15 protein-coding genes are annotated in these 23359 nt (G+C 71.3%); 7 read left to right on the top strand and 8 right to left on the bottom strand.

Annotated features, from left to right (window positions below; genetic code table 11):
- Nucleotides 1-91 precede the first annotated feature (91 nt).
- A complete protein-coding gene (locus ACIRFL_RS37560) occupies nt 92-835 on the top strand; it encodes a response regulator (protein ID WP_404038208.1) in 744 nt (247 codons plus the stop codon).
- Between the two features lie 3 nt (nt 836-838).
- Here ACIRFL_RS37560 and ACIRFL_RS37565 read toward each other — a convergent pair whose 3' ends face one another.
- Complete coding sequence (locus tag ACIRFL_RS37565; RefSeq protein ID WP_404038211.1) at nt 839-2014, bottom strand: winged helix-turn-helix domain-containing protein; 1176 nt, start codon at nt 2012-2014, stop codon at nt 839-841.
- 128 nt (nt 2015-2142) lie between these two features.
- Nucleotides 2143-2727 (bottom strand): GNAT family N-acetyltransferase, encoded by a 585-nt coding sequence (locus tag ACIRFL_RS37570; RefSeq protein ID WP_404038214.1) that lies wholly within the window; start codon nt 2725-2727, stop codon nt 2143-2145.
- Between the two features lie 372 nt (nt 2728-3099).
- Between ACIRFL_RS37570 and secA the strand changes: the two genes are divergently transcribed.
- Nucleotides 3100-5916 (top strand): preprotein translocase subunit SecA, encoded by a 2817-nt coding sequence (secA, locus tag ACIRFL_RS37575; protein WP_404038217.1) that lies wholly within the window; start codon nt 3100-3102, stop codon nt 5914-5916.
- A gap of 259 nt (nt 5917-6175) precedes the next feature.
- On the opposite strand, the gene ACIRFL_RS37580 is transcribed toward secA, so the two are convergent.
- Nucleotides 6176-6733: an Rv3235 family protein gene (locus ACIRFL_RS37580; protein ID WP_404038220.1), complete on the bottom strand. Its 558-nt coding sequence runs from the start codon at nt 6731-6733 to the stop codon at nt 6176-6178.
- Nucleotides 6734-7062: 329 nt separating this feature from the next.
- Here ACIRFL_RS37580 and ACIRFL_RS37585 point away from each other — a divergent pair, with 329 nt between their 5' ends.
- Nucleotides 7063-7584 carry a DUF6912 family protein gene (locus ACIRFL_RS37585; RefSeq protein ID WP_404038222.1) on the top strand — a complete coding sequence of 174 codons (522 nt, stop codon included), beginning with the start codon at nt 7063-7065 and terminating at the stop codon, nt 7582-7584.
- A gap of 67 nt (nt 7585-7651) precedes the next feature.
- Nucleotides 7652-8317: an HAD family hydrolase gene (locus tag ACIRFL_RS37590; RefSeq protein ID WP_404038225.1), complete on the top strand. Its 666-nt coding sequence runs from the start codon at nt 7652-7654 to the stop codon at nt 8315-8317.
- A gap of 43 nt (nt 8318-8360) precedes the next feature.
- Here the strand turns inward: ACIRFL_RS37590 and ACIRFL_RS37595 are convergent, their stop codons facing one another.
- Nucleotides 8361-8927: a DJ-1/PfpI family protein gene (locus ACIRFL_RS37595; protein WP_404038228.1), complete on the bottom strand. Its 567-nt coding sequence runs from the start codon at nt 8925-8927 to the stop codon at nt 8361-8363.
- A gap of 1545 nt (nt 8928-10472) precedes the next feature.
- Between ACIRFL_RS37595 and ACIRFL_RS37600 the strand changes: the two genes are divergently transcribed.
- The 3 genes from ACIRFL_RS37600 (at nt 10473) to ACIRFL_RS37610 (ending at nt 17503) form a co-directional block, all read left to right on the top strand.
- A complete protein-coding gene (locus tag ACIRFL_RS37600) occupies nt 10473-15413 on the top strand; it encodes an NAD-glutamate dehydrogenase (RefSeq protein ID WP_404038231.1) in 4941 nt (1646 codons plus the stop codon).
- A 151-nt stretch (nt 15414-15564) separates the two neighbouring features.
- Complete coding sequence (locus ACIRFL_RS37605) at nt 15565-16038, top strand: GtrA family protein (RefSeq protein WP_404038234.1); 474 nt, start codon at nt 15565-15567, stop codon at nt 16036-16038.
- The gene (locus ACIRFL_RS37610; RefSeq protein WP_404038237.1) at nt 16019-17503 is read left to right on the top strand and encodes a hypothetical protein; all 1485 of its coding nucleotides are present in this window, start codon (nt 16019-16021) and stop codon (nt 17501-17503) included. The genes ACIRFL_RS37605 and ACIRFL_RS37610 overlap by 20 nt, the downstream gene beginning before the upstream one ends.
- Before the next feature lie 22 nt (nt 17504-17525).
- Here the strand turns inward: ACIRFL_RS37610 and ACIRFL_RS37615 are convergent, their stop codons facing one another.
- The 4 genes from ACIRFL_RS37615 to ACIRFL_RS37630 all read right to left on the bottom strand — a co-directional run bounded on the left by ACIRFL_RS37615 (nt 17526) and on the right by ACIRFL_RS37630 (nt 23336).
- On the bottom strand, nt 17526-19190 hold the full coding sequence (locus ACIRFL_RS37615) for a glycosyltransferase family 2 protein (protein ID WP_404038240.1): 1665 nt from the start codon (nt 19188-19190) through the stop codon (nt 17526-17528).
- Nucleotides 19187-21382: a CDP-glycerol glycerophosphotransferase family protein gene (locus tag ACIRFL_RS37620; protein WP_404038242.1), complete on the bottom strand. Its 2196-nt coding sequence runs from the start codon at nt 21380-21382 to the stop codon at nt 19187-19189. Before ACIRFL_RS37620 ends, ACIRFL_RS37615 begins: the two co-directional genes overlap by 4 nt.
- 171 nt (nt 21383-21553) lie before the next feature.
- A complete protein-coding gene (locus ACIRFL_RS37625; protein ID WP_404038245.1) occupies nt 21554-22429 on the bottom strand; it encodes an ABC transporter ATP-binding protein in 876 nt (291 codons plus the stop codon).
- Entirely contained in the window at nt 22422-23336 is a 915-nt protein-coding gene (locus ACIRFL_RS37630) for an ABC transporter permease (RefSeq protein ID WP_404038248.1), read from the bottom strand. Before ACIRFL_RS37630 ends, ACIRFL_RS37625 begins: the two co-directional genes overlap by 8 nt.
- Nucleotides 23337-23359: the final 23 nt, after the last annotated feature.

A 23359-nucleotide genomic window follows, 5' to 3' on the forward strand; every position in this document is an offset into this window, starting at 1 on the left:
AAATCATGGCCGCATCGGCCCAACCGGTGGGCCGTTGCCTTGGGTTGGCGATGGCACAGGACCACAGCCACAGCCTTCAGGGGGAGGAACGATGGCGGACAGCTTCGGACCGTTGCGGGAGGGGGATGCCGACGACGTCGTCGGCATGGGCCCGGACGCGGGCTCTCCACGCAAGGAGCCGATCAGAGTCCTGGTCGTCGACGATCACGCCCTGTTCCGCCGTGGCCTGGAGATCGTGCTCGCCGCCGAGGAGGACATCCAGGTCGTGGGGGAGGCGGGCGACGGCGCCGAGGCCGTGGACAAGGCCGCCGACCTGCTGCCCGACATCGTGCTGATGGATGTGCGGATGCCCAAGCGCGGCGGGATCGAGGCGTGCACCTCCATCAAGGAGGTGGCACCCAGCGCCAAGATCATCATGCTGACGATCAGCGACGAGGAGGCCGACCTCTACGACGCGATCAAGGCGGGCGCCACCGGATATCTCCTCAAGGAGATCTCCACGGACGAGGTGGCCACGGCCATTCGCGCCGTGGCGGACGGACAGTCGCAGATCAGCCCGTCCATGGCGTCGAAACTGCTCACCGAGTTCAAGTCGATGATCCAGCGCACCGACGAGCGCCGGCTGGTGCCGGCGCCGCGGCTCACCGACCGCGAACTCGAAGTGCTCAAACTCGTGGCCACGGGGATGAACAACCGCGATATCGCCAAGGAGTTGTTCATCTCCGAGAACACCGTGAAGAACCATGTGCGCAACATCCTGGAGAAGCTTCAGCTGCATTCCAGGATGGAGGCCGTGGTCTACGCGATGCGGGAGAAGATCCTGGAGATCCGCTGAGGCTCAGCCGAGCAGACGGGCGAGTTCGCCGGCCAGCGCCTCGCGGAGACCGGGTGCGTCCACCCGTTCCACCCGTACGTCCGTGCAGCTCACCCAGCTCGCCGCCTCGACCAGGGCCTGGGCGACGGCCGGGACCGCCTTCGCGCCGTCCAGGGTGACCTGCTTGGCGACCAGGGTGCGTCCCTCGCGGGCCGGGTCGACACGCCCGACGAGCCGGCCACCGGCCAGCACCGGCATGGCGAAGTAGCCGTACACCCGCTTCGGCTTCGGGACGTAGGCCTCAAGGCGGTGGGTGAAGCCGAAGATCCGTTCCGTGCGGGCGCGCTCCCAGATCAGGGAGTCGAACGGGGACAGCAGCGTGGTGCGGTGCCGGCCCCGCGGGGGCGTCTCCAGGGCCGCCGGGTCGGCCCAGGCCGGCTTGCCCCAGCCCTCCACCGTGACCGGGACCAGGCCCGAGTCCGCGATCACCGCGTCGACCTGCTCGCCCTTGAGCCGGTGGTAGTCGGCGATGTCCGCGCGCGTGCCGACGCCGAGGGACTGGCCCGCGAGGCGGACCAGGCGGCGCAGGCACTCGGTGTCGTCCAGCTCGTCGTGCAGCAGGGTGTCCGGGATCGCGCGCTCCGCCAGGTCGTACACCCGCTTCCAGCCGCGGCGCGTCACGCAGACGACCTCCCCGTACATCAGCGCGCGTTCGACGGCGACCTTGGAGCCGGACCAGTCCCACCACTCGCTGGTGCGCTTCGCGCCGCCCAACTCCGTGGCGGTGAGCGGCCCTTCGGCCCGGATCTGCTTGATGACCTGCTCGTAGGCGCCGTCGGGCAGTTCGTGGTTCCAGTGCGGGCGGTTGCGGTAGGCGCGGCGGCGGAAGGCGAAGTGGGGCCACTCCTCCACGGGGAGGATGCAGGCGGCGTGGGACCAGTACTCGAATGCGTGCGTGTCCGTCCAGTAGGCGTTCTCCACGGCCTTGCGGCCCACCGCGCCGAGGCGGGCGTAGGGGATCAGTTCGTGCGAGCGGGCGAGGACCGAGATGGTGTCGAGCTGGACCGCGCCGAGGTGGCGGAGGACACCGCGGACCCCGGCCCGGCGGTCGGGAGTGCCGAGGAAGCCCTGGGCCCGCAGGGCGATACGGCGGGCTTCGTCGGCCGAGAGGTCGGTGGTGGGGCGCGGAAGGGTCGTCATGGGTTCGCAGCGTATGGGGTGGGTCTGACAGTGGGCCCGGGACGGGCGTGGGCGGTATCCGGGGCACGCCGTCGGCAGCGGGCGGGATCCGTGGGTTGGGGCTGGGGCGGGTGCCGTGCGGCGGTCGGCTACCGGCGGGTCCGTTGCGGAGCGGGCAGGTACGGCGCGGCCGACGGCAGGCCCAGGTCGGACGGGAGCAGCGAGCCCACCCAGCAGTCCCGGCGTACGCCCTTGTTGTTCGTCGCGGAGCGCAGCGTGCCCTCGACGGTGAACCCCGCCCGCTCGGCGACCGCGCGCGAGGCGTGGTTGCCGACCTCCGCACGCCACTCCACGCGGTCGATGGCGAGGCGGGTGAAGGCCCAGCGGGCGACGGCGAGGGTGGCCTCGGTGACGTAGCCCCGGCCGCGGTGCTCCTTCGTGGACCAGAACCCCACCTCGGCGACGCCCAGGGCGCGCATCGTCAGGGCGAGCATGCCCGCCAGCTCCCCTTCGGCAAGGAAGAGGCCGAAGGTGAACATCGAGTCGTTCGCCCAGCCGTCGGGGACCGTCCGTTCGGTGAAGCCGCGGGCGTGCTCGGGCAGATAGGGCGAGGGGAACTGGGAGATCCAGCGCTGGAGGTCGGGGTCCTGCGCGGCGGCGAGCACCGCGTCGGTGTCGGGCGGGCCGGGGGAGCGCAGGACGAGCCGGTCGGTGGTGAGGGTGACGGGGTCCATCGGGAGATTCTGCTCGGGCGCCCGCGCCGGCGCCATCCCTGTGGCGCACGCCCGCGCAGTCCTCGAGGTCCGCGCCGGCGCCATCCCGCCGGCCCGCATGACGGGACCGTACGCCCGGGGGCCGTGACTGCGTTGGGTGAGCAGGTGATCACAGTTCGCACAAATCCCCGGTCGGATGCGGCACTATCCGCGCATCCCGGCCGTTGTCCTCTATGAAAAGAGGCTGTGAAAGCGTCGGCCGATCAGCAGCGGACGACCGTAGCCCCGCCGGGCCTCCCGGCGTGGCCGGGTCCTCGCATACGATGGCCGTTGCTCAGTACGTCAAACGGAAACCGACCGTCCCAGGCCCGACCGGCAAGGAGACCAGCCCCCGTGTCCGTCCTCTCGAAGATCATGCGTGCAGGCGAAGGCAAGATCCTGCGCAAGCTGCACCGCATCGCGGACCAGGTCAACTCCATCGAAGAGGACTTCGTCGACCTCTCCGACGCCGAGCTGCGGGCCCTCACCGATGAGTACAAGCAGCGGTACGCCGACGGGGAACCCCTGGACGACCTGCTCCCCGAAGCGTTCGCCACGGTGCGCGAGGCCGCCAAGCGCGTCCTCGGCCAGCGGCACTACGACGTGCAGCTGATGGGTGGCGCCGCCCTCCATCTCGGCTACGTGGCCGAGATGAAGACCGGTGAGGGCAAGACGCTCGTCGGCACGCTGCCCGCGTACCTCAACGCCCTCTCCGGAGACGGCGTCCACCTCATCACGGTCAACGACTACCTGGCCGAGCGCGACTCCGAGATGATGGGCCGCGTCCACAAGTTCCTCGGCCTGTCCGTCGGCTGCATCCTGGCCAACATGACGCCGGCCCAGCGCCGCGAGCAGTACGGCTGCGACATCACGTACGGCACGAACAACGAGTTCGGCTTCGACTATCTGCGCGACAACATGGCCTGGGCCAAGGACGAGCTGGTCCAGCGCGGCCACAACTTCGCCATCGTGGACGAGGTCGACTCCATCCTCATCGACGAGGCCCGTACGCCGCTGATCATCTCCGGCCCCGCCGACCAGGCCACCAAGTGGTACGGCGACTTCGCCAAGCTGGTCACGCGCCTCAAGCGCGGCGAGGCGGGCAACCCCCTCAAGGGCGTCGAGGAGACCGGCGACTACGACGTCGACGAGAAGAAGCGCACGGTCGCCATCCACGAGCCCGGCGTCTCCAAGGTCGAGGACTGGCTGGGCATCGACAACCTCTACGAGTCGGTGAACACCCCGCTCGTCGGCTATCTGAACAACGCCATCAAGGCGAAGGAACTGTTCAAGAAGGACAAGGACTACGTCGTCATCGACGGCGAAGTCATGATCGTCGACGAGCACACCGGCCGTATCCTCGCCGGCCGCCGCTACAACGAGGGCATGCACCAGGCGATCGAGGCGAAGGAAGGGGTGGACATCAAGGACGAGAACCAGACGCTCGCCACGATCACCCTGCAGAACTTCTTCCGCCTCTACAAGAAGCTCTCCGGCATGACCGGTACGGCGATGACCGAGGCCGCCGAGTTCCACCAGATCTACAAGCTCGGTGTGGTCCCGATCCCGACCAACAGGCCGATGGTCCGCAAGGACCAGTCGGACCTGATCTACCGCACCGAGGTCGCCAAGTTCGAGGCGGTCGTGGACGACATCGCCGAGAAGCACGAGAAGGGCCAGCCGATCCTCGTCGGCACGACGTCCGTCGAGAAGTCGGAATACCTTTCGCAGCAGCTCAGCAAGCGCGGCATCCAGCACGAGGTGCTGAACGCGAAGCAGCACGACCGCGAGGCCACCATCGTCGCCCAGGCCGGCCGCAAGGGCGCCGTCACCGTGGCGACGAACATGGCCGGCCGTGGTACGGACATCAAGCTCGGCGGCAACCCCGAGGACCTGGCCGAGGCGGAGCTGCGGCAGCGCGGCCTCGACCCCGAGGAGCACATCGAGGAGTGGGCGGCCGCGCTGCCCACCGCCCTGGCCAAGGCCGAGCAGGCCGTCAAGGCCGAGAAGGAAGAGGTCGAGGAGAGCGGCGGCCTCTATGTGCTGGGCACCGAGCGGCACGAGTCCCGCCGCATCGACAACCAGCTGCGCGGTCGTAGCGGCCGTCAGGGCGACCCGGGCGAGTCCCGTTTCTACCTGTCCCTCGGCGACGACCTGATGCGTCTGTTCAAGGCCCAGATGGTCGAGCGCGTGATGTCGATGGCGAACGTGCCCGACGACGTGCCGATCGAGAACAAGATGGTCACGCGCGCGATCGCGTCGGCACAGTCGCAGGTCGAGCAGCAGAACTTTGAAACCCGTAAGAACGTCCTGAAGTACGACGAAGTCCTCAACCGCCAGCGTGAGGTCATCTACGGCGAGCGGCGCCGCGTCCTGGAGGGCGAGGACCTGCGCGAGCAGGTGCAGCACTTCATGGACGACACGATCGACGCCTACGTCGGAGCGGAGACCGCCGAGGGCTTCCCCGAGGACTGGGACCTGGACCGGCTGTGGGGCGCCTTCAAGCAGCTCTACCCGGTGAAGGTCAGCATCGACGAGCTGGAGGATGCGGCCGGCGACCGGGCCGGGCTGACCGCCGAGTTCATCGCCGAGTCCATCAAGGACGACATCCACGAGCAGTACGAGGCCCGCGAGGCGCAGCTCGGCTCCGACATCATGCGTGAGCTGGAGCGCCGGGTCGTGTTGTCGGTGCTCGACCGCAAGTGGCGCGAACACCTCTACGAGATGGACTACCTCCAGGAGGGTATCGGCCTGCGCGCGATGGCGCAGAAGGACCCGCTGGTCGAGTACCAGCGCGAGGGCTTCGACATGTTCACCGCGATGATGGAGGGCATCAAGGAGGAGTCCGTCGGCTACCTGTTCAACCTGGAGGTCCAGGTCGAGCAGCAGGTCGAGGAGGTCCCGGTCGAGGACGCCCAGCCGGTGGCCGAGGGCGTCCAGGACGCGGTGCCGGCCCAGGCGGGCTCCCGCCCGGAGATCCGCGCCAAGGGGCTCGACGCCCCGCAGCGCCGCGGCCTGCACTTCTCCGCGGCGACCGTGGACGGCGAGGGCGGCATCGTCGAGGGCGACTTCACCTATGACGAGGACGAGCCGGTGCGCTCCGAGTCCGACGGTCTGACGCGGGCCGAGCGCCGCCGGCAGGCCAAGGGCGGCCGACGCCGCAAGAAGTGACGGCGCCCAGAACGCCGTAGCGTCCCGACGGGCCGGCCCATCCTCGGATGGGCCGGCCCGTCGGCGTTCCCCCGGTTCCCGTCGCGGTTCGGCAGGGTCCCGAGGGACGCGGGGAACTGCGCGCCCGGCCATAGACCACCTGCACTCGACAACGTGTCTGCACCCCCGCAGGGGTGCGGGGAACTGCACGCCCGGCCACGTACTACCCGCACTCGACAACGCGTCTGCACCCGGTCGCGGGCGCGGAGAACTGAGGCGTTCAGTCGGCGGTGTGCGGGGCGCGGGGGCCACCCAGTTCCACCGCCGTGCAGCGCCAGCGCAGGTCCGGGCCCTGTTCCAGGCGGAACGCCATGGCGCGCAGCTGGTCGCCTGCGCCGATGCGTGCGAACGCCTCGATGGCGCCCCGGCGGGGGACGTAGTAGCCGATGTCCCGTACGACCGGGCGGGCGCCGCGGCTGCGCAGGGGCCCGCGCTCCGCTAGCCGCGCCAACTCGTCGTAGGCGCGTCCGGCGGTGTGCCGGAGCATCCAGTGGACGGGACGCTGACCGCTCAGCACGGCGAGCAGCCGGTCGGCGAAGAGGTCCGTGGGACGCGGCGGCAGGGGCGCGGCGGGTGCCGCAGGGCTCGTGGGGGCGTCGGGTACGGCGGCGAGCGGGACGGAGGCGGGCGTGGCCGTGCGGTGGTGGGTCGTATGGGGTGCAGGGGTACGTGTCGTGGGGGTGCGGGGCGGGGTGGTGCCGGGGCGGCGGGGGTCGCGGCGTCCCGGCGGGCGGGTGCCCGGGCGGCGCTGGGCGGTCCTGGTCATGACCTTGTTCATGGGGTCCCCGTTCGGCGGGCCCGGCGGATACCGGGCGGTAACTTGCTGGTGGGGATCTTGTACGGGGCCGTGGACGGCCCGGGCAAGCAAGCGCGGGCCCGCGTCGAGGGCGTGCGGAATTCACCTATCCGAGTGATAAAAGGGGCGAAAACCCGGCAAATTTCGGGGCGGGGTCGGGTGACCCCACGGGCGCCGGGTGGACGGGTCCGCGGGCCCGGGCAGGGACCCGAAAGGGGACGCCCGCACGTATCCTGAAGGCCGCCCGGGAGCGCGGGACCGCCCTCGCCGGGCCCCAGCGGAGCCTTTGACCACGAAAAGAGCGGCCAGCCATGCGCGTCTATGTCCCCCTGACCCTCCCCGGTCTCACCGAGGCGCACAGGACGGGCGAGCTGGGGACCGAACCGACCGAACCGCTCGTCGCGTACGCCGTCACGCCTGCGCTGCGCGAGTGGTACCTCTCCGACGACATCGAGGAACTGGAGTACGCGGCGCTGAACCGGGCCGCGCTGGCCTCGCTGCGGCAGCTGGCGGCGGACCCGGACGCGCCGCGCCGCCGGGTCGTGGTCGCCGTCGACGTGCCCGACGGCGCCGCGATGCCCGACCCGGACCGCGGGCTCGATCCGGCCGTGCTGGGCGAGGTGCGGGTGACCGGTTCTGTGCCGCTGGCCAAGGCGGCGGCGGTGCACGCCGACGCGGCCGACGCGGAGGACGACGTCGCTGCGGCGGTCACGGCGCTCCCGGCGGCGGACGACGGCGACGACGACGCGCAGTTCGTCGTGGACGGGGCGGAGGATCACGAGCTGCTGTGGTACGCGACGCAGGAGATCCCCGCCCTCGTGGGCCTCGCCTAGCGCGCCGTATCCGGCTCTGACCTCGCTGTTCGCCCGATTGTCAGTGGCGGCGGGTACGTTCTTCGGCATGGGGATGCATGCAGGCGCCCACATCGTGTGGGACTGGAACGGGACGTTGTTCCACGACAACGAGGCGATCGTCGGGGCGACGAACGCCGCTGCCGCCGAGCTGGGGCTCGCGCCGATCACGCTGGAGCAGTACCGGGCGATGTACTGCGTTCCGGTGCCGAAGTTCTACGAGCGGCTGATGGGACGACTGCCCACCGAGGCGGAGTGGGAGGTCATGGACGTGGTCTTCCATCGGTACTACAGCGAGCACCGGATCCGGTGCTCGCTCACCGAAGGGGCGGCGGAGCTGCTGACGATGTGGCGGTCGGCGGGCCGCAGCCAGTCGCTGCTGAGCATGTACGGGCACGACGAACTGATACCGCTGGTGCGCGGGTTCGGGATCGAGACGCACTTCATACGGGTCGAGGGGCGGACCGGCCCGTCCGGGGGCAGCAAGGCGGAGCACATGGTCCGGCACCTGGAAGCGCTGACCGGTGTGGACCCGGAGCGCACGGTGGTGATCGGGGACGCCGCCGACGACGCGGTGGCGGCACGGCACGTGGGGGCGCGGGCCGTGCTGTACACCGGGGGTTCGCACGGCCGCGCCAGCCTGGAGGCCATGGGCGTGCCCGTGGTGGACACGCTGGACCAGGCCGTGGCGGAGGCGGAGCGGCTGGCGGCCTGACCCGGTGCGGGTCCGCGTCCGCGGCCGGTTCCGCGGCCTGGGCTCAGCTCACCGGAGCCTTCGCGCGCAGTACGGTCAGGAACTCGCGCATCCAGCGGGAGTGGTCCGGCCAGGCGCGGGCGGAGACCAGCGTGCCGTCCACGACCGTCTCGGCGTCCTGGAAGGTCGCCCCGGCCGCCTGCATGTCGAGTTCCAGCGCGGGGTAGGCGGTGACGCGCTTGCCGCGGAGGGTGTCGATCGCGGCGGTCAGCAGGGGGCCGTGGCAGATCTGGGCGACGGGCTTGTCGGCGTCGAAGAACGACTTGAGGATCTTGCGGAGTTCGGGGTCGTTGCGGAGGTATTCGGGTGCCCGGCCGCCGGGGATGACGAGGGCCGCGTACTGGCCGGGGTCCACGTCGGCGAAGGCCAGGTCGGCGGGCCAGGTGTAGCCGGGCTTCTCGGTGTAGGTGTCGAAGCCGGGTTCGAAGTCGTGCACGACGAACTGGAGCCTCTTGCGGCTGGGGGCCGCGATGTCGACGTCGTAACCCTCCTCGCGCAGGCGCTGGTAGGGGTACATGACCTCCAGTGACTCGGCTGCGTCGCCGGTCACGATGAGGATCTTCGGGGGCATGGCGGGCGGCTCCTCTCGGGCGTGCGCCGGCCCCGCGGGCGGTGCGCTTTCCGCGGGCGGCGGCGCGCTGTTCCTGAGCAACGTGCCTCCAGCGTGCCGCGCCACCAAGGCATCCCGCCAGTTCCCGGACCCGACGGCACCGCGGCCGCGCGGCGCGGGGCAGGACCGGGGCGGCGGGTCGCGGTGACGGCGTGGCGGACCGCGGCGGCGCGGGGGCTCGGGGCGGGGCGTGGCGGGACCGGTGCGGCGGGGGTCGCGGTGGGTCTGGGGACCCGGGCGTGGCGGGTCGGGGGCGGCGGGTCGCGGTGGCGGCGTGGCGGACCGCGGCGGTGCGGGGTGCTCGGCGCGGCTGTGTCGTGGGAGGGCCAGAGCGGTGGGGCGTGGCGGACCGTGGCGGCGCGGGGGCCGTGCGGCGGGGCGCGGGCGGTGCGGGGCAGCAGACCTGGGAAGGGCGAGGGCTGAGGCGGGCAGGGGGTGGGTCGCAGGGAACGCGGTGCTCGGGTTTGCGGGCTCGGACGGGGCGCGGGGACTTCGTCCCGCCACCGTGGCCGGAACTCGGCCCCAGCCGGATGCGGTCTCCCGCGGCCACACCGGCCGGCGGGGCACGGCCGGTTGAGCACCCGGCGCCGGCGCCGAGCCCACCGAGTCCGGCCGCGGCCCGTCAAGTCCCGCCTCATCGGGTCCGGCCGTATCGGCGGTGGCGCGGAGTCCAGTTCGCCGGGCTTGGCTGGGGTCTGTCCGGCTGTGCCGGTGGCGGTGCCGGGTTCCGTCCGTCGGGCTCGACCGCGGTTCGGGCGGCTGTACTGACGGCGGCGCCGGGCCGAGTGCGTCGGGTCCGGCCGTATCGGCGGTGGCGCGGAGTCCAGTTCGCCGGGCTTGGCTGGGGTCTGTCCGGCTGTGCCGGTGGCGGTGCCGGGTCCCGTCTATCGGGCTCGACCGTGGTCCGGGCGGCTGTACTGACGGCTGCTCCGGGCCGAGTGCGTCGGGTCCGGCCGTATCGGTGGCGGCGCGGGGTTGCGTTCGTCGGGGTCGACGGTGGCGGTGGGCCGAGGCCGTCGGGTCCGGTTGCGGTGCCTGCGGAGCGTCGTGGATACGTTGGTCGTGGCGGGTTTGGGGCTGTGCAGAACGTCAAAGTTTGGTGCTTGGTTTTGTACACATACGGCTCATGACGAGCCCGGGGTGAGGAGCGATAGCCTTGTGGCGTGATCAGCGCGATAGCTCGCGGGGGCACAGTTGTCGCCCCTGCCCTGCGCCCGAAGAGCACGGACGACATCCGTGACCGGGCGGCGGTCGCTGATCCTCACGGGCGGGAGCGGGGCGCAAGGGCCCCCGAGGCCCCACGCACATCCCGGGTCACGACGCGACAGAGAGCAGCGTCACACTGGTCGGGTGCGTGGATATTGGCCGAATACCCCCCCTTCTTCTCACCTTGCGGCATAGCGTCGGAGACAACCGGACACCCCGGGCCGTGGCGTTACGCCGAAGGGGAAGAGACCGTACTTCCTTCTACGTCACGCAACGGCGCGCGACAGGAGCCAGAGGACAATGCAGACCAAGCTGGACGAAGCCAAGGCCGAGCTGCTCGAACGGGCCGCCCGGGTAGCTGAGAACAGCCCGGTCGGGGGGCACCTACCGACTGGGACGACGGACGAGGGCACCTTGGACCACGAGTCCGTGCTCGCGTTCCTCCAGCGCTACTACCTGCACACCGCCCCGGAGGACCTCGGCGACCGCGACCCGGTCGATGTCTTCGGAGCCGCGGTCTCCCACCACCGACTCGCCGAGAACCGCCCGCAGGGCACGGCCAACGTCCGGGTCCACACCCCCACCGTCGAGGAGAACGGGTGGACCTGCAGCCACACCGTCGTGGAGGTCGTCACCGACGACATGCCCTTCCTCGTCGACTCCGTCACCAATGAGCTGACCCGTCAGGGACGCGGCATCCATGTCGTCATCCACCCGCAGTTCGTCGTCCGGCGGGACCTCACGGGCAAGCTCATCGAGGTGCTGGCCGCACCGCCCACCGGCGACCTCCCGCACGACGCGCACATCGAGTCCTGGATCCACGTCGAGATCGACCGTGAGACCGACCGTGCCGATCTGAAGCAGATCACCGCCGATCTGCTGCGCGTCCTGTCCGACGTCCGCGAGGCCGTCGAGGACTGGGAGAAGATGCGGGAAGCGGCGCTGCGCATCGCCGAGGGCCTGACCGAGGAGCCGGTGCCCGCGGATCTGCCCGGGCCCGAGGCGCCCGAGGCCCGCGAGCTGCTGCGCTGGCTGGCCGCCGATCACTTCACCTTCCTCGGGTACCGCGAGTATCAGCTGCACGGAGACGACTCCCTGGCCGCCGTGCCCGGCACCGGCCTCGGCATTCTGCGCTCCGACCCGCACCACTCCGCCGAGGAGGGCCATCCGGTCAGCCCGTCCTTCGAGCGGCTTCCGGCCGACGCCCGGGCCAAGGCCCGCGAGCACAAGCTGCTGGTGCTGACCAAGGCCAACAGCCGGGCCACGGTGCACCGGCCGTCGTACCTGGACTACGTCGGCGTCAAGAAGTTCGACAAGGCCGGCAACGTGGTGGGCGAGCGCCGCTTCCTCGGCCTGTTCTCCTCGGCCGCCTACACCGAGTCCGTGCGCCGCGTGCCCGTCATCCGGCGCAAGGTGGACGAGGTGCTGAGGGGCGCCGGGTTCTCGCCCAACAGCCACGACGGACGCGATCTGCTGCAGATCCTGGAGACCTACCCGCGCGACGAGCTGTTCCAGACGCCCGTCGAGGAGCTGCGCTCGATCGCCACCTCCGTGCTGTATCTCCAGGAGCGCCGGCGGCTGCGCCTGTACCTCCGCCAGGACGAGTACGGGCGCTACTACTCCGCGCTGGTCTACCTGCCTCGCGACCGCTACACCACCGGCGTCCGGCTGCGGATCATCGACATCCTCAAGGAGGAGCTGGGCGGCACCAGCGTCGACTTCACCGCCTGGAACACCGAATCGATTCTCTCCAGGCTGCACTTCGTCGTCCGGGTCCCGCCGGGCACCGAGCTGCCCGAGCTGTCGTACGCGGACCGGGAACGGATCGAGGCCCGGCTGGTCGAGGCCGCCCGCTCCTGGGCCGACGGGTTCGCCGAGGCGCTGAACGCCGAGTGCGGCGAGGAGCGCGCCGCCGAGCTGCTGCGCCGCTACAACAACGCCTTCCCCGAGGGCTACAAGGCCGACCACACTCCGCGCGCGGCGGTCGCCGACCTGGTCCACCTGGAGCGGCTGAGCGACGAGGCGGGCAACGACTTCTCGCTCAGCCTCTACGAGCCGGTCGGGGCGGCACCCGACGAGCGCCGGTTCAAGATCTACCGCAAGGGCGCCGCGATCTCGCTGTCCGCGGTGCTGCCGGTGCTCAACCGGCTCGGCGTCGACGTCATCGACGAGCGGCCCTACGAGCTGCGCTGCGCGGACCGCACCGCCTCCTGGATCTACGACTTCGGCCTGCGCATCCCCAAGTCCCTGGGCGGTGTCAACGGCGACTACCTGGGTGACGACGGCCGCGAGCGCTTCCAGGACGCGTTCGCCGCGACCTGGACGGGCAAGGCGGAGAACGACGGCTTCAACGCCCTCATCCTCGGCGCCGGGCTGACCTGGCGGCAGGCGACGGTGCTGCGCGCGTACGCCAAGTACCTGCGGCAGGCCGGCTCCACCTTCAGCCAGGACTACATGGAGGACACCCTCCGCACGAACGTCCACACCACGCGGCTGCTCGTCTCGCTCTTCGAGGCGCGGATGGCGCCGGAGCGCCAGCGCGCCGGGCACGAACTGGTCGATGCCCTGCTGGAAGAGGTCGAGGCCGCCCTTGACCAGGTGGCGAGCCTCGACGAGGACCGCATCCTGCGCTCGTTCCTCACCGTCATCAAGGCGACGCTGCGCACCAACTTCTTCCAGGACGCGGGCCGTGGCCGGCCGCACGACTACGTGTCCATGAAGTTCGACCCGCAGGCCATCCCGGACCTGCCGGCGCCGCGCCCGGCGTACGAGATCTGGGTGTACTCGCCGCGGGTCGAGGGCGTGCACCTGCGCTTCGGCAAGGTCGCGCGCGGTGGTCTGCGCTGGTCCGACCGGCGTGAGGACTTCCGTACCGAGATCCTCGGACTGGTCAAGGCGCAGATGGTGAAGAACACCGTCATCGTGCCGGTGGGCGCCAAGGGCGGCTTCGTCGCCAAGCAGCTGCCGGACCCGAGCGTGGACCGGGACGCCTGGCTGGCCGAGGGCATCGCCAGCTACAAGACGTTCATCTCGGCGCTGCTCGACATCACCGACAACATGGTCGCGGGCGAGGTTGTGCCCCCGGAGGACGTCGTCCGGCACGACGAGGACGACACCTATCTGGTGGTCGCGGCCGACAAGGGCACGGCGACGTTCTCCGACATCGCCAACGAGGTCGCCCAGTCCTACCACTTCTGGCTCGGTGACGCCTTCGCCTCCGGCGGCAGCGCGGGTTACGACCACAAGGGCATGGGCATCACCGCCCGGGGCGCCTGGGAGTCGGTGAAACGGCACTTCCGCGAGCTGGGCGTGAACACGCAGGCGGAGGACTTCACGGTCGTCGGCATCGGCGACATGTCCGGTGACGTGTTCGGCAACGGCATGCTGCTGAGCGAGCACATCCGGCTGGTCGCCGCCTTCGACCACCGGCACATCTTCATCGACCCGGAGCCGGACGCGGCCGTCTCCTACGCCGAGCGCCGCCGGCTGTTCGAGCTGCCCCGCTCCAGCTGGGCCGACTACAACACCGAGCTGCTGTCGGCGGGCGGCGGGATCTTCCCGCGTACCGCGAAGGCGATCCCGGTGAACGCGCACATCCGCGAGGCCCTGGGCATCGAGCCCGGCGTCACCAAGCTGACCCCGGCCGACCTGATGAAGGCGGTCCTGAAGGCGCCGGTCGACCTGCTGTGGAACGGCGGCATCGGTACGTACGTCAAGTCGAGCGGCGAGTCCAACGGCGATGTCGGTGACAAGGCCAACGACGCCATCCGCGTGGACGGCGGGGACCTGCGGGTCAAGGTCGTCGGCGAGGGCGGCAACCTGGGCCTGACCCAGCTGGGCCGCATCGAGTTCGCCGCGCACGGTGGGAAGATCAACACCGACGCGATCGACAACAGCGCGGGCGTGGACACCTCGGACCACGAGGTGAACATCAAGATCCTGCTCAACGGCCTGGTCACGGACGGCGACATGACGGTCAAGCAGCGCAACAAGCTGCTCGCCGAGATGACCGACGAGGTCGGCGCCCTGGTGCTGCGCAACAACTACGCGCAGAACACGGCGATCGCCAACGCGCTGGCCCAGTCCAAGGACATGCTCCACGCCCAGCAGCGGTTCATCCGCCATCTGGTGCGCGCGGGCCATCTCGACCGGGCGCTGGAGTTCCTGCCGACCGACCGGCAGATCCGTGAGCGGCTGGGCCAGGGGCACGGCCTGACCGGCCCGGAGACGGCCGTCCTGCTGGCCTACACGAAGATCACGGTCGCCGAGGAGCTGCTGCACACCTCGCTGCCGGACGACCCGTATCTGCGCGGACTGCTGGACACCTACTTCCCGAAGGCGCTGCGCGAGCGGTTCCCGGAGCGGATCGGCAGCCACCCGCTGCGCCGTGAGATCACCACGACCGTGCTGGTCAACGACACGGTCAACACGGGCGGTACGACCTATCTGCACCGGCTGCGCGAGGAGACCGGCGCCTCGCTGGAGGAGATCGTCCGGGCGCAGACCGCGGCCCGCACGATCTTCCGTTCGGCGCCCGTGTGGGACGCGGTGGAGGACCTGGACAACCAGGTCGACGCGGCCGTGCAGACCCGGATCCGGCTGCACTCGCGCCGTCTCGTCGAGCGCGGCACGCGCTGGCTGCTGAACAACCGGCCGCAGCCGCTGGAACTCGCCGAGACCGTCGCCTTCTTCGCGGAGCGGGTCGAGCAGGTCTGGCAGCAGCTGCCGAAGCTGCTGCGCGGCGCGGACCTGGAGTGGTACCAGCACATCTACGACGAGCTGACCGGCGCCGGCGTCCCTGACGAACTGGCGACCCGGGTGGCCGGGTTCTCCTCCGCGTTCCCGACGCTCGACATCGTCTCCGTGGCCGACCGCATGGGCCGCAAGCCGCTGGACGTCGCCGAGGTGTACTACGACCTCGCCGACCGGCTGGCCATCACCCAGCTGATGGACCGGATCATCGAACTGCCCCGTGCGGACCGCTGGCAGTCCATGGCCCGCGCCTCCATCCGCGAGGACCTGTACGCGGCGCACGCGGCGCTCACCGCGGACGTCCTGGCCGTCGGCAACGGCACCTCGACGCCCGAGCAGCGGTTCAAGGCATGGGAGCAGAAGAACTCGGCGATCCTGAGCCGGGCCCGCACCACCCTGGAGGAGATCCGCGGCTCGGACTCCTTCGACCTCGCCAACCTGTCGGTGGCGATGCGGACGATGCGGACGCTGCTGCGCACGCACTCGTAGGCCGCGCGGCGGGCACCGCCGTACGGCGCACGGGGCGCCCCGGGTCGCATTCGGCCCGGGGCGCCCCGTTTTCTTGCCGACACCTGGTCAAAAACCTGCGGTGAATTTACCGTTTCCTGCTAATCGGGATGTGTCGGATATGGTCTGCGGTGTGACAGCGAATCTCACCACAGCCCATCCGGCCACGGCTCTGCCCGCCGCCCCCGCCCGGCCGGTCGCGCGCGTCGTGCTGGAAGTCGTGAAATTCGGGATCGTCGGCGGCAGCGGTGTCCTGGTCAATTTCCTGGTCTTCAACCTGCTGCTGCACGGCCTGCGTTGGCCGGCGATGACCGCGACGGTGCTGGCCAGCTGTGTCGCCATGGCCACGAATTACATCGGCTTCCGCTATTTCGCCTATCGGGACCGGGCGCGGCGCACCCGCCGGCAAATCGCACTGTTCTTCGTTTTCAGCGGGCTCGGCGTGGTCATGGAAAGCGGCCTGTTCTGGCTCGGATATCACGGCCTCGGACTGCACGGTCCGATCGAATCCAACGCGGTCAAGGCGCTGTCGATCGTCCTCGCCTCCGCTTTCCGCTTCCTCGTCTACCGCACCTGGGTGTTCCAGGATGCGCGCCGCGCGGCCTGACGCCGGTACGGTGACGGTCGGCCGGGCCCTGCCGGGGGCCGCCGCCGCGCTCGTCCTCGCCCTGCTGCTCCTCGTGATCGTCCGCCTGCCCTGGGCGGGCGATCTCGGCATGCACGCGGCGACCGTGGAACGGCTCAGACACAGTCTGCTGCACCCCGGCAACCCGCTGGTCGACGCGGACACGCCGAGCCCCTACTACTCGCCGTGGACGCTGGTGCTGGGCGTCGTCGCCAAGGCCAGTGGGCTGTCGGTGTTCGTCGTGCTGCGCGTCGGCGCGCTCGCCGGCCTTGCCCTGCTGGTCACGGGGGTGTGGCGGTATGTGCGCACGCTGAGCGGCCATCCGGCGGCGCCCGCCCTCGCGGTGCTGTGCCTGCTGTTCCTGTGGGGGCCGCTGCCGCTGAACTGGAGCGGCTTCCTCGGGCTGAACTCCCTCGCGCTGACGGTGTCCTACCCGAGCGTGTTCGCGCTCGGGCTGTCCTTCCACTTCTGGGCGTGGCTGACGCGGGCGCTGCGCGCGGACGCCGGGTGGGGGACATGGCTGGGGCTCGGGGCGCTGTGGGCGCTGATCCTGCTGGTCCACCAGTTCTCCGGGGTCGTGGCGTCGCTCGGGGCGCTCGCCGCGGTCGTCGCCGCGCCGCCGGGCCGGCGGGCGCCGGCGCGGCTGGGCGCGGGGCTGCTGCTGGGGGTGGCGGTGCTGTGGGCGTGGCCGTACTACGACTTCTTCGCGCTGTTCTCGGCCGGCGCCGATCTGGAGGCGGTGCACCGGCCGCTGTACCGGCATCTGCCGGGCCGGTTCGGTCTTGTGCCGCTCGGTCTTGTGGCGTTGGGGCTGCGTGCGCGGCGGGACCGGTGGGACCCCCTGGTGATCTTCTTCGTGCTGGGGGCGGTGGTGTTCGCGGCGGGCGGGGTGAGCGGTCACTACTCGTGGGGCCGGGCGCTGCCGGCGGCGCTGATCCCGGCGCAGCTCGCGGCGGCCCTCGAAGTGGTCTCGGCCGGGCGGCGGGCCGTGCGGACGGCGTGGGCGTGCGGGCTCGGTGCCGCGCTGCTCGTGGGGGCCTGGGCCCAGGTGGGCACCGTGGGATATGTGGTGGGGCGGGCGGCGCTGCCCGGGGTGGTCGCGGCGAAGTACCGGGCGCCCTGGACCGGTTACCGGTGGATCACCCCCTGGGTGAGGTACGGGGACGTCGTCATGGCGCGCACCTTCCCGGCGCGGCAGATCCCGGCGTACGGGGCGTACACGGTGGCGCCCGGATACCCGGATGTGTTCCTGGCCGACGCCGGCCGGCGGGACGAGGCCGTGCGCCGCTATTTCGCCGCCGGGACGACGGACGGGGCGCGCGAGCAGATCGTGCGGGAGTACGGGGTGCGCTGGGTGGTGGACCGGGCGTCCGGCGGTGTACGGGACCCCGGGCTGCGCAGAGTGGCCGAGGGTCCGGCCGGCCAGGCACTGTACGCCGTGCGCTGAGAAGCCGCAGGGTGCGTGCGGGTCAGTGCAGGGCGCCGGCCAGCAGGCGGGCCGCGCGGCGCAGTGGCGGGCGGTTCAGCCGTCGTACCAGCGGTCGGGTCAGGCGGTCCGTCACGCCCGCGGGGCGCCAGCGGATCTGCAGCCGGCCGGGGTTGCGGCCCTCCGGTTCGATGGTGAGGTCGTGCGGGGCGGCGCCGGAGTGGTAGCCGACGCGGGTGGTCAGGGCGGGGAAGGTCAGCGGGGCCAGCAGGAGGGACGTGTGGGCCAGCCCCTGGTGCTCGATGCGCAGCAACGGGTGGCGTACGCCGGCGAATCCGCGCAGCGGGACGGGGGCCGTCGCCAGGTCGAGCCGGACCTGGCCCTCGAAGACGCCCGGGCGTACCGGGGTGAGCCGGAAGGGTGCCGTGAGGCGGCGCCGGCCGGGGGCCAGCAGCAGGGCCGCCCGCTGCGGGCCGACGGGAAGCCGCAGCCCGGGGTCGTAGGTGCGGATCCGCAGGCTCAGACCGGCACCGGGTTCGGGCGTCAACTCCGTTATCTCGTGCCGGAACTGGGCGCTCGGGAACGGACGGGAGTCCAACTCCAGGTCGCTCACGTCCAGTTCGCGCCGGGACCAGTCGGCCGTCGGTATCCGGTCGCCCCAGTAGGTGCCGCCGCCCTCGGGGTCCGCCGTCACCCGCCGCGGCGCGACCGGGTGTCCCAGGCCGCGTGCGGCGAGCCGGGCCTCGGACAGCCGGCCCTCGCGGACCAGTTGGAGGACGACCCGTTCCGGGCGGGGCAGACGGGCGAACGCGCCGGGCGCGAGCGTCGAGACGTACGGGACGGTGATCTTGGCGAAGGCCCGCAGCCAGTCATCGTCCCGGTGGGGCAGATCACCGGCGTACATCCGGAAGTCGTGTTTGAGGAACTTGTAGTCCTTGTCCTCCCGCAGGGCCGCGTGGCCGCTGTCCGTGAGGAAGGCGTCGATGAGGCGCTGCACATGGATGCGGTCGCGGACGTTGTCCAGCTTGTGCCGCTGGTTGGAGATGGACGCCGCGTCGGCCGCCGCGTACGGCGCTATGTACCAGAGGTACACCGGTTCCGGAATGATCGTGAACGCCTTCGCCAGGCAGTACGCCTGGGCCGAGAACAGCTGGTCCTCGTAGTGGATGCCCTCGGGGAAGCGCAGGTCGTGCCGGTCCAGGAAGGCCCGGGCGTACATCTTGCTCGTCGACAGGTGCTCGAAGAACAGGCGCGGGTCGTCCTCGATGCCCTCCAGGGTGCGGCGTTCGGCCACCAGGTGCGGCATCCACGTCGAGCGGCGGCCCCCGTCGACCCGTATCCGGCGCACCGCGCCCATCGCGAAGTCGATCTCCTGTTCGCGGTGCGCGGCCAGCAGCAACTCGACCGCGTCGTCCGGGAGTTCGTCGTCGCTGTCGAGGAACATCAGATAGGGCGCCCGGGCGGTCTCCAGGGCCCGGTTGCGCGGGGCGCTGCATCCGCCGCTGTTGCGGGGCAGCCGCAGATAGCGGACGCGGTCGTCCTGCGCGGCGAGCGCGCGTGCCACGAACGGGGTCTCGTCGGTGGAGTGGTCGTCGCTGATGATGATCTCGATGTTCGCGTGGGTCTGCCGGCGCAGCGAGGCCACCGCTCTCGGCAGTCGTGCCGCGTCGTTGTAGACGATCACCGTCACCGTGACGTCGGGGGTCATGCCGTTGCCTCCTCGGGGCTCGGTGCGGGGGTGCGGTCCGCGAGCGGGACCACCGGCGGCAGCACGTGCTCGCTCTCGCCGAGGAACACCCGGCGGACGACCCGTTCGGCGGCGTGCCCGTCGTCGTATTCGCAGAAGCGGCGCCGGAACGCGGCCCGTGCCTTCGCCGCGGCCTCGTCCCGCCACGCGCCCGAGGCGAACACCTCCGCCAGGTCCTCCTGGGTGCGGGTCACCTGGCCCGGTGCCTCGGCCATCAGGTCGAAGTAGACCCCGCGGGTGGTCGCGTAGGTCTCCCAGTCGTCGGCGTAGATCACGATCGGGCGGTCCAGGTTGGCATAGTCGAACATGATCGACGAGTAGTCCGTGACCAGGGCGTCGGCGGCGAGGCACAGCTCCTCGACGGGGTCGTAGGAGGAGACGTCGATGATCCGGCCGGTGCGGCGCAGGCCGGTCAGGGCGGCGGCCGTGTCGTAGAAGTAGTGGGCGCGCACCAGCAGCACCGTGTCGTCGCCGAGCCGGTCGGCGAGGGCGGCGAGGTCGAGGCGGGGGGTCCAGCCGGCCTCGTAGTCGCGGTGCGTGGGGGCGTACAGGACGGCGGTCCGGCCCGGGGCGATGCCCAGGCGGTCGCGGACCGCGCGGACCTCGGCGGCGCCGGCGCGGTAGTAGACGTCGTTGCGCGGATAGCCGTAGTCCAGGGAGGTGTAGCGGGACGGGTAGGCGCGCTCCCACATCCGGGTGGAGTGGCTGTTGGCCGAGACGCTGTAGTCCCACTTGTCGACGCGCGCGAGCAGGGCGGCGAAGTCCATGCCCTGGGCGGCGGTCGGGTGCCGCATCTGGTCCAGGCCCATCCGCTTGAGCGGGGTGCCGTGGTGGGTCTGGAGGTGGATCGCGTCCGGGCGTTTGACCACCGCGTTGGGGAAGTTGACGTTGCTGGTCAGGTACTTGGCCGTGGCCAGCACCTCCCAGTAGCGGCGGGTGCCGGGGACCACGTGGTCGGTGCCGGGCGGCAGCAGCGGGGCGTTGTCCTTCGTCACCACCCACACCGGGTGGATCCACGGGGCGTGCCGGGCCAGTTCGGCGGCGATGGCGGCCGGGTTGCAGGCGACTCCGCGGGTCCAGTAGGCGGAGAAGACCGCGAGATCGGGGTCCACCCGGCGGCCGAGGGCCCGGCGGTACTGCTGGTCGCGGAGTTTCGCGCCCAGCCGGCGCCGGTGGGTCCGCACCGCGGTCCTGGCCGCCCGGCGGGTGCGGTTGGCGGCCTGGAAGGCGCGGTACTTGGTGTACGCGCCCTCTTCGAGGAGGCCGCGGCGTACGCCTTCGAGGCCGCCCGGGCGGCGGTGGCCCGGCGGGCGGCGGCGGACGGCCGCAAGGGAGGCCCGGCGGAAGAACTCGCGGGCCACCGGCTCGGGCATGTCCTCGCGGGCGAAGGTGCGCAGCAGGTCGCGGACCATGACGTCGTAGAGGACCGCGCGGGTGGTGGCGGGGCGGTCCTGGGCGAGCGTGAGCAGCGTCTCGTAGCGGTCCACGAGGGCGTAGCGCTGCTCGGCGGTGACGGGCGGCAGGCTCTCGGGGCGCGGCACGCGGTGCTCGTACCCGACCTGGTTCAGGCAGGCGACACGGCGCGCGGCCAGCAGGGCGGCGTACGCGGTGTACGCCTCGTCGCCCGCGGTGAGCCGTTCCTCGTGGGCCCGCCAGAAGTCGGCGCGCAGCACACGGGTGCCGAGCAGCGGGCTGAGCCGCAGCAGGTCGGCGGCGTCGTCCAGGGCCAGCTCGGCGCGGCCGGCCCGGGCCAGCAGCCGGCCGTCCGCCGGGCGGGTGCCGGCGGTGTGCCAGGTGCTGCGGACGTGGTCGAGGAGCAGCACGTCCACGGTGTCCGGGAGTTCCGCGGCGCGTTCGGCGACCGTGCGCACGGCGCCCGCGGGCAGGCCGTCCTCGGCGCGCACGAAGTGCAGCCAGCGGCCGGTCGCCCGCGCGGCCCCCACCGCCCGGGCCGCCGCGTCGCCGGTGCCGTCCGGCAGGGGGACCACCACCGTCTCCGGGGTGTGCCCCTCGGCCGTCTGACGGGCCCAGTCGCCGACCGCGGCCACGATCACCTCGGCGTCCGGCAGGGGGCGCGCGGCCAGGGAGTCGAGCAGTTCGGCCAGGTGGCCCCGGGTGTCGGGGCCGTGGACGATGACGCTCAGCTCGGGCATCGGGTGGACTCCTTCGCCTCGTCGTCTCCAGGCCGCACCTTTCAGGTCATAGTGTCACCGATCGGAAGAAGGGGGCGGCCCGAGTTGCGCCGGCCGTGGGCCGGCGGGGTGTGCCGGCTGTGGGCCGGCGGGGTGTGCCGGCTGTGGGCCGGCGGGTGTGCCGGCCGTGGGTCAGGAGGGCAGGGCGATCTTCGTGTCCTGCGCCGGCACCGGTGCCTTCTTCTGCGGCTTCGGCGCGGCCTTGGCCGGCTTCTTGGGGGCCTTGTCGCCGGTGAACGCCTCGTACTCCTTCATGACCTCCTCCGTCGGCCCGTCCATCCGCAGCTCGCCGCGCTCCAGCCACAGGACCCGCTCGCAGGTGTCGCGGATCGACTTGTTGTTGTGGCTGACCAGGAACACCGTGCCCGCGTGCCGGCGCAGCTCGCGGATGCGGGCCTCGGAGCGCCTCTGGAAGGACCGGTCGCCGGTGGCCAGCGCCTCGTCGATCAGCAGGACGTCGTGGTCCTTGGCGGCGGCGATGGAGAAGCGCAGCCGGGCCGCCATGCCGGAGGAGTAGGTGCGCATCGGGAGGGTGATGAAGTCGCCCTTCTCGTTGATGCCGGAGAAGTCGACGATCTCCTGGTAGCGCTCCTTGATCTGCTCGCGCGACATGCCCATGGCGAGGCCGCCGAGGAAGATGTTGCGCTCGCCCGTCAGGTCGTTCATCAGGGCCGCGTTGACACCGAGCAGCGAGGGCTGGCCGTCGGTGTAGATGTGGCCGTTCTCCACCGGGAGCAGGCCCGCGACGGCCTTCAGCAGCGTCGACTTGCCGGAGCCGTTGGTGCCGATCAGGCCGATGGCCTCGCCCTTGTACGCGACGAACGACACGCTCTTGACCGCGTGCACCTTGCGCACCCCGGCCGCCTTCTCGGTCTGCTTGCGGCGCAGGATGCGGTTGAGCGCGGCGGTCGCGGTGCCGCGGCCCGCACCGGTGCCGTTGACCCGGTAGACGATGTCGACGCGGTCGGCGACGACGGTGGGGATGCCGGAGTTCTCGTTCTCAGCCACGGCCGTAGGTCTCCTCAGCCTTCCAGAAGTAGATGAAGCCGCCGACGCCGACGAGCAGCGACCAGCCGGCCGCCACCGCCCACACGTGCGGGGGCAGCTGGCTCGCGTGGAAGCTGTCGATCAGCGCGAACCGCATCAGGTCGATGTAGACGGCGGCCGGGTTGGCCTCCAGCAGGGTGGTCACCGCCCGCGGCAGGTCGTTCTTGGCGGCCAGCTTGTCGATGCTCCACATGACGCCGGAGATGTACATCCAGGTCCGCAGCACGAACGGCATCAGCTGGGCGATGTCCGGGGTCTTCGCGCCCATCCTGGCCATGATCATCGCCATGCCGGCGTTGAAGGTGAACTGCAGGACCAGCGCGGGCACCGCCAGCACCCAGGACGCGGCCACCGGCACGCCGAAGCACAGCAGGATGACGACCAGCGCGGCCATCGAGAACAGCAGCTGCTGGAGCTGCTGGAGGCAGAAGGAGATCGGCAGCGCGGCCCGCGGGAAGTGCAGGGCCCGCACGAGGCCGAGGTTGCCGGAGATCGCCCGGGTGCCCGACATGATCGAACTCTGGGTGAAGGTCCAGATGAACACGCCCGTGACCAGGAACGGGATGTAGTCCGGGACACCGTGCTTGGTGCCGAGCAGCACACCGAAGATGAAGTAGTAGACCGCCGCGTTCAGCAGCGGGGTCATGACCTGCCAGAGCTGGCCGAGCTTCGCCTGGCTGTACTGCGCGGTGAGCTTGGCGGTGGAGAAGGCGGCGATGAAGTGGCGCCGTGCCCACAGCTGGCGGATGTACTCGGGCAGGGTGGGGCGGGCGCCGCTGACCGAGAGCCCGTACCGGGCGGCGAGCGCCACGGGGTCGTCGTCGGCCGGGGCCGTCGTCGGGGGCGGTGTGTGGAGGACCTGGCTCACATCCGCTGCTTTCGCTCGGGGGA

The sequence above is a fragment of the Streptomyces sp. NPDC102462 genome (genome assembly GCF_044765425.1).
In the GTDB taxonomy this organism is placed as follows: domain Bacteria; phylum Actinomycetota; class Actinomycetes; order Streptomycetales; family Streptomycetaceae; genus Streptomyces.

Excerpts from the sequence above, each read along its gene's own strand:
- ACIRFL_RS37620 (WP_404038242.1), bottom strand. The coding sequence starts at position 21,382 with ATGCCCGAGCTGAGCGTCATCGTCCACGGCCCCGACACCCGGGGCCAC.
- ACIRFL_RS37590 (WP_404038225.1), top strand. The coding sequence starts at position 7,652 with ATGGGGATGCATGCAGGCGCCCACATCGTGTGGGACTGGAACGGGACG.
- ACIRFL_RS37560 (WP_404038208.1), top strand. The coding sequence starts at position 92 with ATGGCGGACAGCTTCGGACCGTTGCGGGAGGGGGATGCCGACGACGTC.
- ACIRFL_RS37585 (WP_404038222.1), top strand. The coding sequence starts at position 7,063 with ATGCGCGTCTATGTCCCCCTGACCCTCCCCGGTCTCACCGAGGCGCAC.
- ACIRFL_RS37580 (WP_404038220.1), bottom strand. The coding sequence starts at position 6,733 with ATGAACAAGGTCATGACCAGGACCGCCCAGCGCCGCCCGGGCACCCGC.
- ACIRFL_RS37610 (WP_404038237.1), top strand. The coding sequence starts at position 16,019 with ATGCGCGCCGCGCGGCCTGACGCCGGTACGGTGACGGTCGGCCGGGCC.
- ACIRFL_RS37565 (WP_404038211.1), bottom strand. The coding sequence starts at position 2,014 with ATGACGACCCTTCCGCGCCCCACCACCGACCTCTCGGCCGACGAAGCC.
- ACIRFL_RS37615 (WP_404038240.1), bottom strand. The coding sequence starts at position 19,190 with ATGACCCCCGACGTCACGGTGACGGTGATCGTCTACAACGACGCGGCA.
- ACIRFL_RS37595 (WP_404038228.1), bottom strand. The coding sequence starts at position 8,927 with ATGCCCCCGAAGATCCTCATCGTGACCGGCGACGCAGCCGAGTCACTG.
- ACIRFL_RS37570 (WP_404038214.1), bottom strand. The coding sequence starts at position 2,727 with ATGGACCCCGTCACCCTCACCACCGACCGGCTCGTCCTGCGCTCCCCC.
- ACIRFL_RS37600 (WP_404038231.1), top strand. The coding sequence starts at position 10,473 with ATGCAGACCAAGCTGGACGAAGCCAAGGCCGAGCTGCTCGAACGGGCC.